Annotated in this window: 14 protein-coding genes; 7 read left to right on the top strand and 7 right to left on the bottom strand. The window is 74.1% G+C overall.

All coding sequences use genetic code 11. The features are described 5' to 3' along the window. Positions 1 to 13: 13 nt before the first annotated feature. On the top strand, positions 14 to 1,546 hold the full coding sequence (amaB, locus tag MF672_RS41795; RefSeq protein ID WP_247815696.1) for an L-piperidine-6-carboxylate dehydrogenase: 1,533 nt from the start codon (positions 14 to 16) through the stop codon (positions 1,544 to 1,546). A gap of 51 nt (positions 1,547 to 1,597) precedes the next feature. Here amaB and MF672_RS41790 read toward each other — a convergent pair whose 3' ends face one another. After that, positions 1,598 to 2,869 carry an MFS transporter gene (locus MF672_RS41790; protein WP_242382247.1) on the bottom strand — a complete coding sequence of 424 codons (1,272 nt, stop codon included), beginning with the start codon at positions 2,867 to 2,869 and terminating at the stop codon, positions 1,598 to 1,600. A 488-nt stretch (positions 2,870 to 3,357) separates the two neighbouring features. Beyond that, complete coding sequence (locus MF672_RS41785; RefSeq protein WP_242382246.1) at positions 3,358 to 3,915, bottom strand: calcium-binding protein; 558 nt, start codon at positions 3,913 to 3,915, stop codon at positions 3,358 to 3,360. A 214-nt stretch (positions 3,916 to 4,129) separates the two neighbouring features. Here MF672_RS41785 and MF672_RS41780 point away from each other — a divergent pair, with 214 nt between their 5' ends. Next, positions 4,130 to 4,345, top strand: coding sequence for a hypothetical protein (locus tag MF672_RS41780; RefSeq protein WP_242382245.1), 216 nt, complete (start codon positions 4,130 to 4,132; stop codon positions 4,343 to 4,345). Between the two features lie 5 nt (positions 4,346 to 4,350). Here the strand turns inward: MF672_RS41780 and MF672_RS41775 are convergent, their stop codons facing one another. Together MF672_RS41775 and MF672_RS41770 are read right to left on the bottom strand one after the other, a co-directional pair. Next, positions 4,351 to 5,082, bottom strand: coding sequence for a maleylpyruvate isomerase family mycothiol-dependent enzyme (locus MF672_RS41775; protein WP_242382244.1), 732 nt, complete (start codon positions 5,080 to 5,082; stop codon positions 4,351 to 4,353). Between the two features lie 41 nt (positions 5,083 to 5,123). Further along, positions 5,124 to 5,759, bottom strand: a complete 636-nt coding sequence (locus tag MF672_RS41770; RefSeq protein ID WP_242382243.1) for a LysE family translocator — start codon at positions 5,757 to 5,759, stop codon at positions 5,124 to 5,126. Positions 5,760 to 5,917: 158 nt separating this feature from the next. On the opposite strand from MF672_RS41770, the gene MF672_RS41765 reads away from it, so the two are divergent. After that, a complete protein-coding gene (locus tag MF672_RS41765) occupies positions 5,918 to 7,060 on the top strand; it encodes a trypsin-like serine peptidase (protein ID WP_242382242.1) in 1,143 nt (380 codons plus the stop codon). 4 nt (positions 7,061 to 7,064) lie between these two features. On the opposite strand, the gene MF672_RS41760 is transcribed toward MF672_RS41765, so the two are convergent. Then, on the bottom strand, positions 7,065 to 7,688 hold the full coding sequence (locus MF672_RS41760) for a flavin reductase family protein (RefSeq protein ID WP_242382241.1): 624 nt from the start codon (positions 7,686 to 7,688) through the stop codon (positions 7,065 to 7,067). 128 nt (positions 7,689 to 7,816) lie between these two features. Between MF672_RS41760 and MF672_RS41755 the strand changes: the two genes are divergently transcribed. The 3 genes from MF672_RS41755 to MF672_RS41745 all read left to right on the top strand — a co-directional run bounded on the left by MF672_RS41755 (position 7,817) and on the right by MF672_RS41745 (position 11,247). Then, the gene (locus tag MF672_RS41755; RefSeq protein WP_242382240.1) at positions 7,817 to 9,022 is read left to right on the top strand and encodes a cytochrome P450; all 1,206 of its coding nucleotides are present in this window, start codon (positions 7,817 to 7,819) and stop codon (positions 9,020 to 9,022) included. A 288-nt stretch (positions 9,023 to 9,310) separates the two neighbouring features. Then, positions 9,311 to 10,435, top strand: coding sequence for a CapA family protein (locus MF672_RS41750; protein WP_242382239.1), 1,125 nt, complete (start codon positions 9,311 to 9,313; stop codon positions 10,433 to 10,435). Beyond that, positions 10,432 to 11,247: a sigma 54 modulation/S30EA ribosomal C-terminal domain-containing protein gene (locus MF672_RS41745; RefSeq protein ID WP_242382238.1), complete on the top strand. Its 816-nt coding sequence runs from the start codon at positions 10,432 to 10,434 to the stop codon at positions 11,245 to 11,247. Before MF672_RS41750 ends, MF672_RS41745 begins: the two co-directional genes overlap by 4 nt. 71 nt (positions 11,248 to 11,318) lie before the next feature. Here the strand turns inward: MF672_RS41745 and MF672_RS41740 are convergent, their stop codons facing one another. After that, positions 11,319 to 12,089: a SigB/SigF/SigG family RNA polymerase sigma factor gene (locus MF672_RS41740; protein WP_242382237.1), complete on the bottom strand. Its 771-nt coding sequence runs from the start codon at positions 12,087 to 12,089 to the stop codon at positions 11,319 to 11,321. Positions 12,090 to 12,347: 258 nt separating this feature from the next. Here MF672_RS41740 and MF672_RS41735 point away from each other — a divergent pair, with 258 nt between their 5' ends. Next, complete coding sequence (locus MF672_RS41735; protein WP_242382236.1) at positions 12,348 to 13,466, top strand: uroporphyrinogen decarboxylase/cobalamine-independent methonine synthase family protein; 1,119 nt, start codon at positions 12,348 to 12,350, stop codon at positions 13,464 to 13,466. A gap of 22 nt (positions 13,467 to 13,488) precedes the next feature. On the opposite strand, the gene MF672_RS41730 is transcribed toward MF672_RS41735, so the two are convergent. After that, positions 13,489 to 13,818: a helix-turn-helix transcriptional regulator gene (locus tag MF672_RS41730; RefSeq protein ID WP_242382235.1), complete on the bottom strand. Its 330-nt coding sequence runs from the start codon at positions 13,816 to 13,818 to the stop codon at positions 13,489 to 13,491. Positions 13,819 to 13,917: the final 99 nt, after the last annotated feature.

The following is a 13,917-nucleotide window of genomic DNA, read 5'->3' as shown; positions in this document are numbered from 1 at the left end:
ACCTGGAGCCCCTATGACGACCACGCTGCCCGGAGCCGACGAGCTGGCCGCGATGGCGCGGGAGACCGCGAAACGGTGCGGCGTGGACGTGGACGCGCTGGGCGGCGCCGTCACGACGACCTCGCCGATCAACGGCGCGCCGCTGGCCCGGGTCGGCTGGGCCGGGCCCGGCGCGGTGGACGAGGCCGTCGCCCGGGCCGGGGCCGCGTTCCTGGCCTGGCGGGCGGTGCCCGCGCCGGTGCGGGGCGCGCTGGTCAAGCGGTTCGGCGAGCTGCTGACCGCGCACAAGGCGGACCTGGCGACGCTCGTCAGCCTGGAGGTCGGCAAGATCACCTCCGAGGCGCTGGGCGAGGTCCAGGAGATGATCGACATCTGCGACTACGCGGTGGGCCTGTCCCGCCGGCTCCACGGCCGCACCATCGCCTCGGAACGGCCCGGCCACCGGCTCATGGAGACCTGGCACCCCCTAGGTGTCGTCGCCGTCATCAGCGCCTTCAACTTCCCGGCCGCGGTGTGGTCCTGGAACACTGCCATCGCGCTGGTCTGCGGCGACCCCGTCGTGTGGAAGCCGTCGGAGCTCGCGCCGCTGACCGCGCTCGCCTGCGCGGCCCTGCTGGACCGGGCCGCCGCCGAGCAGGGCGCGCCGCCGCACCTCAGCCAGGTCCTGCTCGGCGGCCCCGGCCTCGGCGAGGCGCTGGCCGGCCACCCGGGGATCGCGCTGGTCAGCGCCACCGGCTCGACCCGGATGGGCCGCGAGGTCGGGCCGCGCGTGGCGGCCAGGTTCGGGCGCTCGCTGCTGGAGCTCGGCGGCAACAACGCGGCCGTGGTGTGCCCGTCCGCGGACCTGGACCTCGCCGTGCGGGGCATCGTGTTCTCGGCGGCCGGGACGGCGGGCCAGCGGTGCACCACCATGCGGCGGGTCATCGCGCACACCTCGGTCGTGGACGTCCTGACCGAGCGGCTGGCCGCCGCCTACGCCCGGCTGCCGATCGGCAACCCCCTGGCCGCCGGGACGCTCGTCGGGCCGCTCATCTCCGGCCGGGCGCACGAGGCCATGCGGCAGGCCCTCGACGAGGCCCGCGAACAGGGCGGCACGCTGGTCACCGGGGGCGGGCGGCGGCTGGCCGACCAGGCGCCGGACGCCTACTACGCCGAGCCGGCGCTGGTCCGGGTCGGCGAGCAGGTGCCGATCGTGCTGCGCGAGACGTTCGCGCCCATCCTGTACGTGCTGCCGTACGAGGAGCTGGAGGAGGCGATCGCGCTCAACAACGCGGCGCCGCAGGGGTTGTCGTCCAGCATCTTCACCCGCGACCAGGGCGAGGCCGAGCTGTTCCTGTCGGCGGAGGGATCGGACTGCGGGATCGTCAACGTCAACATCGGCACCTCGGGCGCCGAGATCGGCGGGGCCTTCGGCGGCGAGAAGGAGACCGGCGGGGGCCGGGAGTCGGGGTCGGACGCGTGGCGCGGCTACATGCGCCGCGCCACGAACACGATCAACTACTCCGGCGAGCTGCCACTCGCCCAGGGCGTCGAGTTCACCGTCTGACACCCGGCCCTCTCCCCTGGACCGGGGAGGTTCACCTGGTCCAGGGGACGTTCACCTGGACCAGGGGCGGGCGTCCGCGGCGTCGCGCAGCCCGCGCAGCGCACGCGCGACCGGCAGCGGGGACACCAGGACGAGCACCCCGGCCAGCCAGAGCGTGCCACGCGGCCCGGCCACCTCGCCCAGTGCCCCGCCCGCCACCGCGCCCAGCGGGAACAGCCCCATGAGCAGCACCCGCATGGTGGCGTTCACCCGGCCCAGCAGCTCCTCCGGGCACAGCCGCTGGCGCAGGCTGACACTGGTGATCGCGTACACGATCTGGCCCAGCTCGCCCGCGGCCACGCCCGCCACGGCGAGAAGCACGCCCCAGCCGGGCCCCGCGAGCGGCGTCAGCAGCCCGGCGGGGCCGGTGACGGCCAGGGACAGCCAGATGATCCGGGCCGAGCCGGCCCGGCGGGCCAGCCACGGCGTGAGCGCCGCGCCCGCCAGCGCGGCGAGCGCCCCCGCGGCGAGCACCCCGCCGACGCCGGCGGGCGTGAGCCCGAGCGTGCGGACCAGGAACACCACGCTCACCGCCGAGGCGAGCGCGAACGCCAGGTTCCCGGCCGCACCGGTGAGCGCGAGCGCCCGCAACACCGGGTTACGCAGCACGAACGCCAGCCCTTCCCCGATCTCCCGCCCCAGCCCACCCCGCCCCCGGCCGAACCCACGGACGGCGGCCGGCTCGCGGGCGGGGGCGGGCTCGCGGGTGCGGACGGCGAGCAGCGACACCGCGCTCACGGCGAACGTGACGGCCTGCGCCAGGACGACGTTCGCCGCCCCCAGCACGCTCACCGCCCACCCGCCGACGCCCGGCCCCGCCACCTGCCCGCAGGCCCGTACGGTCTCCATCGCCGAGTTCCCCGCGATGAGATCGCCGCCCCGCCCGACGACGGACGGCAGGTAACTCTGGTACCCGACGTCGAAGAACACCCGCGCGACGCCCGCCAGCAGGGACACGGCGATCAGGTGCCCGACGGTGAGCGTCCCGAGCGACGCGGCCACGGGGATCGTCGCCAGCAGAACGGCCCGGACCAGGTCGGCGGCGACCAGCACGGGACGACGCCGGCACCGATCCAGCCACGCCCCCGCGGGCAGCCCGATCAGCGCGAACGCGACCGTGCCGGACGCGCTGACCAGGCCGAGCTGGAGCGGCGAGGCATCGAGGGTGACGACGGCGAGCAGCGGGATCGCCACGCCACTGAGCTGCGCGCCGAGCTGGGCGGTGGTCTGTCCGAGGAGCAGCAGGCGGAAGTCGCGCTGCCGCGAGAGCGAGCCGATGGGCATCGGGGTCCTCCAGAGAGCCGGTGGGGTGAACCCCCACCCGCAGCTCCGAAGGCGTCGCTAGGGGGTGGGTACGCTACCCGCCCCTCCCCCCAACGTCAACCGCCCCCGTCCTCTCCCCACCGCCGACCGCCCTCCCCCGCCACTCCAACGACCCAGCGGCCCTGGAGACGAACGCTCGACCCACCACCTCCGGCGGCCCCACCCACCTTCGTGGCCCCCGACCGGGCCGAGCACCTCAGCCCTCCGACCCGACGGCCGAGCGCCGAAATCCGGAGCGGGACCGGGCGACCCGAAGCCCGGGGCTCGGACGACCCGAAGTCCCGGATGCCCGGACGATCTGAAGTCCTGGGGCCTGGACGATCCGGATCCCGGCTGCCCGGACGGCTTGGGGCCCGAGAGCCGGGATCGGAGGGCCGAGGTCGGAGGGCCGCAGCCCGAGGACCGGAGCCCGAGAGGGCGGGCGGGGTGGAGGCGGTGGGGTGGGTGGGTCAGGACTCGCAGGTGTCCTCGATCTCGGCGGTGCAGGCGTCGGTGCCGGAGCCGCCCGAGGCGCGGTCCCCGGTGCCCGCCCCGCCGAGCAGCGTGTCGTTGCCGCCGTTGCCGCTCATGCTGTCGTTCCCGCTCCCGGCGTTGACCTGGTCGCGTCCCGAGCCGCCGATGAAGAAGTCGGCGCCATCGCCGAGGAAGACGAGCGACGGCAGGGCGGTGTTGTTGGTGAAGACGTCGCTGCCCGAGCTGAGCACGGCGCTCATGTCGGCGACGCCCGCCGCCGGGCACCGCACCGTGTTGGCGTTGACCTGCACGCACGTGCCTCCCGGCGAGAGCGTGGTGAGCGTGTTGGTGACGAGCAGATTGGAGCCGGACACGCTGACGGTGACGGCGTTGTTGGTCGTGGTCGAGCTGATGACCAGCCGGCCGCCCGAGTTGCTGACGGTGCCGGCGGCGTGCGCGGGCCCGGCGAGGGCGAGCAGCGGCGCCGCGGCGGCGGCGCCGACGAGGAGCGCGCGGAGCCCGGCGACCCGTACGGCTCTGATGCGGTTACGCATAATGGATCCCCCTGTGAGGTGAAGGTCCCCTTGGCGGGGACTTCGGCGAGCGGCCTGGAGTGGCCTGCCCGGGCCGATTAGAGCGCACCGGATACCGCCGTCTCTGTGGCGCAATACGCGGTGGAGGAGTGCGTCGTGAGACTGCGGATCCCGATTCGGGCACCACTGACCTGGCCGCCCAGCCGCACCGGCCAACACGCGCACCATGGGCCTGATGTTCGAGGCGCTGATCTGCAACGGGCGCCGCCGGTCCGGTGACGGCCGACCGCTACGTGGCCGCGATGCCGGTCGAGCGGCTGCGCCCGCTGCTGACGTCCGCGATGAAGCAGGTGCGGGCGGCCTTTCCGGGCGGCGCGGCGCTGCTGCCCGTTACCTGCTCGGTCTGCCGAACAAGTTCGACCTGCTCGCCCCGTACTGGCCAGGCCGCTGACGCCCTCAGGCGGCGTAGTTGCGCAGCACGCGGAGGGCGTCGGCGGCTCGGGGGCCCTCGGCGGACAGGCTCGTCCGCCCGGGGGCGAGCCGCCGGGCGCCCACTCGGCAGAACTCCCCCGCAGATCCGGTGATGCGGTTGGGGGCGGCGGGGTCTCCGAAGGTCCAGCGTTCCCCGTCCGGGCCGGTCAGGTCGCAGTGGACGGGCGCGTCGGGCAGCCCTTCGACGGCGAAGGCGTACGGCAGCGTGCGGTGCGCCAGCCAGGCGATGTGCCGCAGCCGGGCGGTGTCGGGACAGGGAATGCCGAGCGGGACGGCGATGTCGAGGGCGTGCGCCCAGTGCTCGGCGATCCTGGTGGTGGCGAGGGTGCGCGGCGACAGCGGGGTGCGCACCCAGGCCAGGCGCGTCCCCGGCGGCTGGTCGCGGAGACGCCCGGTCATGGCGGCGGCGGACGTGCGCCAGCGGGCCAGCAGCTCGGCGGGCGGCAGGCCGCGCTCGGCGGCGACCATGGCGTCGGCGACGGCGTCCATGGCGCTGTCCGGCTCCAGGAACGCCTTGGCCGGCCCGTCGGCGGGGACGCCGGCCGCGTCGTTGGTCTGGGCGAGGTGGAGGACGACGTCGGCGACCGTCCAGCCCGCGGCGGCGGAGGGCGCGGCCCACTGCTCGGGGGTGAGGGCGGTGAGGACCTCGTCGAGCCGGCGGCACTCGGCGGTCAGGTCATCGAAGATGTCCGTCATCACCCCATCGTACAGAACTTTGTTCTAGACGCCAGGACGAGTCAGCGTTCGACGGCCAGCCGCACGCCGAGGCCGATGAAGATGCCGCCGGTGGCCACGTCCACCTTGCGGCGGGCGGCGGCGCGGCGGCGCAGCCAGCCGCCGATGCGCCCGGCGAGCACGCCCACCAGCCCGTCCACCGCGAACTCCAGCGCGATGAGGATGACCCCGAGGATCGCGAACTGCAGCCAGACCTGGCCGAGCGCCGGGTTCACGAACTGCGGGAGGAAGGCGATGGTGAAGGTCACCATCTTGGGGTTGAGCAGGTTGGTGAGCAGGCCGCTGGTGAAGGCGCGGCGGCCGGTGACCGTGCCGCGGCCCTCGGCGGCCAGCTCGCCGTCCAGGCCCTTGCGCTTGCGCAGCATCTGGACGCCGAGGTAGATGAGGTACGCGGCGCCCGCCACCCGTACGACGGTGAAGGCCACCGGCACCGCCTCGAACAACGCCGCCAGCCCGGCCGCCGCCACCGCGACGTGGATCGCCTCGCTGGTCGCCACGCCCGCCGTGGCCAGCAGCCCGGCGCGGGGGCCGCCGCGCATGCCGCAGCCGAGGACGAAGAGCATGTCGGGACCCGGCGTGATCATGGCGATGAGCGTCGTCAGGCCGAAGAGCGCGAGGAGGTGCGGGTCGATAGGCATGATCGCATCGTGACATATGCCGGAAAACAAGCATAAAGCGGCCAGCCCGCCGGCGGTCGTTCCCGCGCGTTCCCCATCCATCTCGGCATGCCTTGAGGAACATGCCCGTCCCCGTACGTACCTCCATGCGGCAACTATTCGGTTTCAGGAGGTACGTCATGCACCGCAGAGTCGCCCTGCTCTCCGCCGCCGCGATCGCCTTGACCGGCGCCCTGGCCCCGGCCCCAGCCCAGGCGACCGGCCAGGTGACCGGCCAGGTGACCGGCCAGATGACCGGCCAGGCGACCGGCCAGGCGACCGCACGGGCGGCCTCGGCCCAGGCGGCCGGCAGCGCCCTCGACCACGGCCCCGTCGGCTGGTCGGGCGCGGACACCTCGTCGGAACGCAGGACCGTCCTGTCGTACTGGACCCCGCAGCGCATGCTGGCCGCGCGCCCCTTGGACACCCCCGCGCCCCGCCGCTCCACCCAGTCGGGCCCGACCCAGGGCACCCCGTGGGCGACCCGGGGAGCGTCCTACTCCGCGCCCTCTTCCACGCCCTCCACGACCACGCAGGGCCGCCCGTACGCGGTCCGCCCGGTCGCGGCCGAGCGCGCGGCCGAGGTGCTGAACAACAGCCCCGGCCTGCGCTGGGTGGACGGCGGCGCGGTGACCAGGACCGTCGGCCGGGTGTTCTTCACCACGGCCGACGGCCAGAACTCGGCCTGCTCCGGCACCGCCGTGACCAGCGCCAACGAGAGCGTCGTGATCACCGCCGGACACTGCGTGAAGCTGAACGGCGCGGCGCACCGCAACTGGGTGTTCGTGCCGGGCTTCGACAACGGCCGCCGCCCGTTCGGGACGTGGGTGGCCACCGCCCTGCTGACCACCCAGCAGTGGAACGCCGGCGAGGACATCAACTTCGACGTGGCCGCCGCCGTGGTCGCCCCGCTCCAGGGCCGCACGCTGACGGACGTGGTGGGCGGCCAGGGGGTGGCCTTCAACCAGCCGCGCAGGCGGCAGATGTTCGCCTTCGGCTACCCGGCGGCGGCCCCGTTCGACGGCTCGCGGCTGATCTACTGCAGCGGGCGGGCCATCGACGACACCGTCCAGACCAGGGACCTCGGGCTGCGCTGCAACATGACCGGCGGCTCCAGCGGCGGGCCGTGGTTCGCCGGCTTCAACGGCTCCACCGGGCAGGGCTGGCTGAACTCGGTCAACAGCTTCAAGTACGACTTCGCGCAGAACTTCATGTTCGGCCCGTTCTTCGGCAACGAGGCCATGGCCGTCTACCGGGCGGCGCAGAACGTCGGCGCCCAGTGACCCGTCACCCGGCGGCCACCCGTCGCGGGGTCCGGCTGCGGTAGGAGTGGCCCAGCTCGGGGCCGAGCCCGAAGTAGTGGCGGAAGTTGTAGATGAGCGGGCTCCAGGCGGCCGGGTCCACGTGGTCGGTGCCGGGGACGACGACGCGCGGGTCGGCGTGCACCTTGGTGACGACCGCCTCGGCGATGACGAACCCGCCCGAGACGCCCGGCCGTACCCGCTCGGCCCGCGCCTCCAGCTGGATCGGGCACTCGGCCGCCCGGGGCGGGCGCACGGTGTGCGACGGCTCGGCGCGCAGCCCGGCCGCGCCGAACTTGTCGGGCTCGAACCGGCACCCGTCGGGCTTGCCCGCCGGCACCGGGTGGCGGCCGGTGAGCGGGGCCAGCCGCTCCACCGCTGCCCACTGGTGCGGGGCGGGCAGGTTGATCACCACGTCGGGCCGGCTGCGGAGGTTGTGCGCGGTCTGGCCCTCCGCGCCCAGCCCCAGCACGACCACCTGGCCGAGGGCCCACGCTGAGGACATCGGCGCGAGGTTGGCCGTGCCGTCCTCGTTCTCGGTGGACAGGAGCACGACGGGGGTGCCGAAGTACAGGATGGAAGGCTCGATCGCCACGTGAGCTGCGTTCATGGGACGGAGCCTAGGAATCCGACGTTCAACGCCCGGCCGAAACGTCACCGGAGCACCTTTAAAGCACTTGCTTGACTTGTCCTGACCCAGCGACTTCACTGACGGTCGGACCTGGGAGGAGCGACGCGTTGACCGAGATCCAGGAGTTCCCCATGCCGCGGGCGGCCGCGTGCCCGTTCGACCCGCCGCCCGCCCTGCGCGACCTGGCGGAGGAGGGCCCGCTCACCCGGGTCCGGCTGTGGGACGGCAGCACGCCCTGGCTGGTCACCCGCTACGCCGAGCAGCGGGCGCTGCTGGCCGACCCCCGCGTCAGCTCCGACGTGCGGCTGCCCGGCTACCCGCTCCAGGCGCCCCGCCTGGCCGAGAGCGTCGGCATCAGCTTCATCCTCATGGACGACCCCGAGCACCACCGGCTGCGCCGCATGGTGCAGGCCCCGTTCACGGTCCGGCGGGTGGAGGCGATGCGCCCGGCCGTGCAGCGCATCGTGGACGACCTCATCGACGGCCTGCTGGCCGGGCCGAAGCCGGTGGATCTGGTGGAGGCGTTCGCGCTGCCGGTGCCGTCGCTGGTGATCTGCGAGCTGCTCGGCGTCCCGTACGCCGACCACGGCTTCTTCCAGGACAACAGCAAGACCGTCATCCGGCGCGACGCCTCCCCCGAGGAGCGGACGGCTGCCGGGAAGCGGCTGTTCGCGTACCTGGACGACCTGGTGGGGCGCAAGCTCGCCGAGCCCGCCGACGACCTGCTGTCCCAGCTGACCGCCCGCGTCAGGGACGGCGAGCTGACCCGGCAGGAGGCGGCGCAGATGGGCGTGCTGCTGCTGATCGCCGGGCACGAGACCACCGCGAACATGATCGCCCTCGGCACGCTCGCGCTGCTGGAGAACCCCGCCCAGCTCGCCCTGCTGCGCGCCGGCGGCGACGACCCCGAGCTGGTCGCCGGGGCGGTGGAGGAGCTGCTGCGCTACCTCAACATCACCCACAGCGGACGCCGCCGGGTGGCCCTCGCCGACATCGAGGTCGACGGCCAGGTCATCCGCGCCGGCGAAGGCATGATCATGGCCAACGACGTCGGCAACCGCGACCCCCGCGTCTTCCCCGGCAACCCCGACGAGCTGGACCTGCGCCGCGACGACGCCCGCCGGCACGTCGCCTTCGGCTTCGGCGTGCACCAGTGCCTGGGCCAGCCGCTGGCCCGCATGGAGCTGCAGGTCGTCTACGGCACCCTCTACCGCCGCATCCCGACCCTGCGCCTGGCCACCGCGCTCGGGCAGGTCCCGTTCAAGCACGACGGCCAGGTCTACGGGGTCTACGAGCTGCCGGTCACCTGGTGAGCGCCGTCCCGCCGGGTGAGAGGGGGCGCCCGGGGCCTTCCTGGCGAGCCCGGCGGCGTCGTACGTCACGGGGTCGTCGGTGTTCGTGGACGGCGGGCTCGGCCTGATGGGGTCGCGGTGGCCACCCCTCCTCACCGGGAAGCGGGCCGCCGGGCCTCCCCCGTCCTGCGCCGGGCCCGGCGGCGAACGGCAGGGCTGAAAGGTCCCCGACCGACGGACCTTGGCCCCTGGCGGGCCGCCGCCCGCGGCGGTTGGCTGAGCTCACCGGCCCCGAGACGGGGTGATCAGATGAGCGTCACGCTGGCCTTGGCGGGGGACGCGATGCTCGGCCGCGGCGTGGCCGAGCAGCTCGACCGCACCGCGAAACCGGCCGCCTTCTTCCCGGCCGAGCTGCGCGACCGGCTCGCCGACGCCGACTTCTTCCTGCTCAACCTGCAGTGCTGCGTCTCGGCCAGGGGCTCGCCCTGGCGCGCGCCCGGCAAGCGCTTCCACTTCCGCGCGCCGCCGCAGGCCGCCGACCTGCTGGCCGGGCTGGGCGTGCGCTGCGTCACGCTGGCCAACGACCACGCCCTCGACTTCGGCTACGACGCCCTCCGCGACACCCGCCGCCACCTGGAGCGGCGCGGCATCCGCTGCGTGGGCGCGGGCGAGGACGTGACCGAGGCCCGCCGCCCGGCCCAGTTCGAGGTGGGCGGGCGCACCCTCGCCGTGGTGGCCTTCGCCGACCGGCCCGCGAGCTTCGCCGCCACCGGCTCGCGGCCCGGCATCGCCTACGCCGACCTCGGCGCCGGCACGCCCGCCTGGGTGCGCGAGAGCGTCGCGGGCCTGCGGCGGCGCACCGGCACGGTGCTGGTCTCGCCGCACTGGGGGCCGGACATGGCGGGCGCGCCCCTGCCGTACGTGCGCACGGCGGCCGGCGAGCTGCTGGAGGCCGGGGCCACGCTGGTCGCCGGCCACGCGGCGCACGTCTTCCAGGGGGTCGAGCCGCCCGTCCTGTACGACCTCGGCGACTTCCTCGACGACTACGCCGTGCACCCGCTCCTGCGCAACGACCTCGGCCTGCTGTGGCTGGTCACGCTGGACGAGCGCGGCCCGGTGCGGGTGAGCGCCCTGCCGCTGCGGCTCGGCCACGCCCGTACCCGGCCGGCCGCCGGCGACGACCTGCGGTGGATCCGGCACCGCCTCACCGCGGCCTGCGCCCGGCTCGGCACGCCCGTACGGGAGGAGCGCGGCGAGCTGATCGTCGAGCTCCGCCCGCCCGCCGCCGCACCCCGCGAACCCGCCGCCACCCACGAGCCCGCCGTCGCCCACGAGCCCGCCGCCACCCACGAGCCCGCCGCCACCCACGAGCCCGTCACCCCGTCTCGCGAGCCCGTCACCGAGCCACGCGCCCACGGAGGAGGCACCTCATGACCCGCCGCCACCCGCCCACCCCACTCGAACCCGCCGACGTGCGCGTCAAGACCCGGGGCACGATCCGCGGCGACGACGTCGAGCACGCCCGGCTGACCGTGGCCGCCCTGACCCGGCTGGCGCACGGGCCGGTCCTCGACGCCCGGGTCAAGCTGACCGCCGGCCCCGGCGCCGGACCCGGCGGGGAGCGGCCGTGCACGGCGCAGGCGAACCTCGACGTCAACGGCCGCCCGGTGCGCGCCCAGGCGGTGGCCGCCTCCGCGCACCAGGCGATCCACCTGCTGCACGACCGGCTGCGCGTGCGGCTGCGCCGCGACGCCCGCGGCTGGGAGAACCCGCGCGGCCATGTCCCCGGCGCCCCCGGCGCCCCCGGCGACCGCGAGTGGCAGCGGGGCGGCGCGCCGCGCAGGCCGCTGCCGTACGCCGCGCGCCCGATCGGCGAGCGCAGGGTGGTGCGGCACAAGACGTACGCGCTGAACAAGCTGGACCCGGACGAGGCCGCCGCCGAGATGGAGCGGCTGGACTACGACTTCCACCTGTTCACCGAGGCCACGACGGGCGTGGACAGCTTCCTGCGCCGCGCGGGCGGCGGCTACCGGCTGGCCCAGGTCACGCCCCGGCTGACGGCGGCGCCCGAGCCGATCACGCTCAGCCCCGCCCCGGCGCCCCGGCTCACCGCCGAGGAGGCGGTCGCCCGGCTGGAGGCGACCGGTCTGCCGTTCGTCTTCTTCGCCAACGCCGGCACCGGGCGCGGCCACGTCCTGTACCACCGCTACGACGGCGACTACGGGCTGCTGGCCGCCGCAGGCTGAGCGGCCCGGGAACGCCGCGGCCCGGCCGACCCCGGGGGTCGGCCGGGCCTGGGCGGGCCGGGCGGGACGACTCAGTCCTGCAGCGCCTTGCGCAGCTTGGCGAGGACGGCCCGCAGGATGCGGGAGACGTGCATCTGGGAGATGCCGAACTCCGCGGCGATCTCGGACTGGGTCATGTTGCCGTAGAAACGCATGAGCAGGATGTTGCGCTCCCGCTCCGGCAGCGCGTCGATGAGCGGCTTGACCGCGTGCGCGCCGAGCATGTTGTCCAGCGCGTCGTCCTGGGCGGGGATGAAGTCGCCGAGGTCGGCCGCGTCCTCCTCGCCGCCGACCGGCGCGTCCAGCGACAGCGTGTTGTACGCCGAGGACGCGTCGAGCGTGAGGAGCACGTCCTCCTCGGAGATGCCCATCTTGGCGGCGAGCTCGGCGACGGTCGGCGCGTGGCCGAGGGTCTGGGTGAGCTCGGCGGTGGCCTTGTTGAGCTCCAGGCGGCGCTCCTGGTACACGCGGGGCACCCGGATCGCCCACGTGCGGTCGCGGAAGTGGCGCTTGACCTCGCCGACCATGGTGATCATGGCGTAGCCGCGGAACTCGTGCCCGAGGTCGGGGTCGAAGCCGTTGATGGCCTTCATCAAGCCGACGTACGCCGCCTGGCGCAGGTCCTCCATCGGCTCGCCGCGGTGGTAGTAGCGGCGGGTGACCTCGTTGACGAGGCCGTTGTACATGTCCACCAGACGCTCGCGGATCCGGACCTGCTGCAGGTCGGAGGTCTCCGGCCGGTTCATCTCGACCAGAAGCTGCTCGGCCGTCATCTCTTCGAATGTGATGTCCAGGACTGCCATCTGAGTACTCCGAGAGTAGATCTGAGGCGCCCCTGCAGACACAAAAAGCCCAGGCAGAGGCACACCACGAATATCGCGTGAGATGAAGCCCTCTGCTGGACTTCGACATGGGAGATTCCCAATCACCTATGTTTTATCACGGATCCAGGTCACGAAACCATCACAACCGATCTCAGCTTGCTTGGGACTGGACGGACCCTCCCCACGGACGGACAGTGGCGGGTGGAGTCTCCCCCATGCCCACGCCAAGGAGGGATCATGCCCGCGACCCACCACGCCGAGCACGTCGGCAGCCTGCTGCGACCACCCGGCCTGCTCCAGGCCAGGCGGGCCCGCGAGCGCGGCGAGCTCGGCGGCGACGAGCTGGCCAAGCTGGAGGACGAGGCCGTGCTGGCCGCGATCGACCTGCAGCGCGAGGCCGGCATCGAGGTCTTCACCGACGGCGAGATGCGCCGCGCCACCTGGATGGCGGGCCTGCTGGAGTCGCTGGGCGGCGTCGTGCCGGTCGAGGTGCCCACCTCCGCCTGGTTCCGCGAGGACGGGCCGCCGCCGCCCGAGGAGACCGCGTTCCGGATGGTGGCCGCCAAGGAGCGGCTCACCCAGCGGGCGCACCTGACCGCCGTCGAGGCCGACTTCATGGCCCGGCACGCGCCCGGCCAGTTCAAGATCACGATGATGAGCGCGTCCATGGGCAACCTGCTGTGGCGGCCCGACGTCAGCCAGGACGCCTACCCCACGCCCGCCGACCTGCTGCGCGACCTCGTCGCCCTGCGCGCCGAGGAGATCGCCGAGCTGGTGCGGCGCGGCGTGGACTGGATCCAGCTCGACTCGCTCGCCTACAACTTCGTCTTCGACCCCGGGTTCCGCGCCCGCATGCTGGGCCCGGACGCCCCCGGCCCGGACGCCCTGCTGGACCTCATCGTGCGGATCGACGCCGAGCAGGTGCGCGCCGCCAAGGCCGTCGATCCCGGCGTCACGGTCGGCATGCACATCTGCCGGGGCAACAACCGCAGCGCCTGGATGTCCGAGGGCGGTTACGAGCCGGTCGCCGAGCGGCTGTTCGGCGAGGTGCCGGTGGACCGGTTCCTGCTGGAGTACGACACCGAGCGGGCCGGCGGCTTCGAGCCGCTGCGCTTCGTCCCCCGGGGCACGACGGTCGTGCTGGGGCTGGTCTCGTCCAAGGTGCCGCGGCTGGAGTCGCGCGACGACCTGCGCCGCCGCATCGACGAGGCGGCCAAGTACGTGCCGCTGGAGGACCTCGCGATCAGCCCGCAGTGCGGCTTCGCCTCGACCGAGCGCGGCAACCTGCTGACGGTGGACGAGGAGCGCCGCAAGCTGGAGCTCGTGGCGGAGACCGCCAGGCTGGTGTGGGGCTGAGCCCGCGCGGCCGGGGGCGGCGCTAGGAGGCGGCGCCGTCCCCGGCGGGCAGGTGGTCGCGCTGGGTGAACATGTCGATGAGCAGCCGGACCGGCAGGTCGGCCTCGGTCGGGTAGCGGAAGGCCTGGTCGAGGTTGAGGGTGTAGCGGTTGCGCCGGCCCACGCGCTCGCGCGCCACGTACCCGGCGTCGTGCAGGTCGGACACGATGCCCTGCACGGCCCGCTCGGTGATGCCGATGCTGGCCGCGATGTCGCGCAGGCGCACCTCGGGATCCCGCGCGATCTCCAGCAGCACCCGCGCGTGGTGGGTGAGGAAGGTCCAGGTGGACGGGCGGTCGTGCGAGGCGCTCACCGGTTCTCACGCTCCTGGCTCGGGCGGCGGCCCCAGCCTTTCGACAAGACATGAGGCGCTGTTCCGGAAGATCCTATAACGAACTTCTTTTCCGGTATC

Source organism: Actinomadura luzonensis (assembly GCF_022664455.2).
Taxonomy (GTDB): Bacteria; Actinomycetota; Actinomycetes; order Streptosporangiales; family Streptosporangiaceae; genus Nonomuraea; species Nonomuraea luzonensis.
The sequence above is the reverse complement of the archived record's forward strand: the minus strand, read 5'-3'. Positions and strand labels throughout refer to the sequence as shown.

Excerpts from the sequence above, each read along its gene's own strand:
- MF672_RS41780 (WP_242382245.1), top strand. The coding sequence starts at position 4,130 with ATGTTCGAGGCGCTGATCTGCAACGGGCGCCGCCGGTCCGGTGACGGC.
- MF672_RS41785 (WP_242382246.1), bottom strand. The coding sequence starts at position 3,915 with ATGCGTAACCGCATCAGAGCCGTACGGGTCGCCGGGCTCCGCGCGCTC.
- MF672_RS41750 (WP_242382239.1), top strand. The coding sequence starts at position 9,311 with ATGAGCGTCACGCTGGCCTTGGCGGGGGACGCGATGCTCGGCCGCGGC.
- MF672_RS41775 (WP_242382244.1), bottom strand. The coding sequence starts at position 5,082 with ATGACGGACATCTTCGATGACCTGACCGCCGAGTGCCGCCGGCTCGAC.
- amaB (WP_247815696.1), top strand. The coding sequence starts at position 14 with ATGACGACCACGCTGCCCGGAGCCGACGAGCTGGCCGCGATGGCGCGG.
- MF672_RS41790 (WP_242382247.1), bottom strand. The coding sequence starts at position 2,869 with ATGCCCATCGGCTCGCTCTCGCGGCAGCGCGACTTCCGCCTGCTGCTC.
- MF672_RS41740 (WP_242382237.1), bottom strand. The coding sequence starts at position 12,089 with ATGGCAGTCCTGGACATCACATTCGAAGAGATGACGGCCGAGCAGCTT.
- MF672_RS41745 (WP_242382238.1), top strand. The coding sequence starts at position 10,432 with ATGACCCGCCGCCACCCGCCCACCCCACTCGAACCCGCCGACGTGCGC.
- MF672_RS41770 (WP_242382243.1), bottom strand. The coding sequence starts at position 5,759 with ATGCCTATCGACCCGCACCTCCTCGCGCTCTTCGGCCTGACGACGCTC.
- MF672_RS41760 (WP_242382241.1), bottom strand. The coding sequence starts at position 7,688 with ATGAACGCAGCTCACGTGGCGATCGAGCCTTCCATCCTGTACTTCGGC.
- MF672_RS41765 (WP_242382242.1), top strand. The coding sequence starts at position 5,918 with ATGCACCGCAGAGTCGCCCTGCTCTCCGCCGCCGCGATCGCCTTGACC.
- MF672_RS41735 (WP_242382236.1), top strand. The coding sequence starts at position 12,348 with ATGCCCGCGACCCACCACGCCGAGCACGTCGGCAGCCTGCTGCGACCA.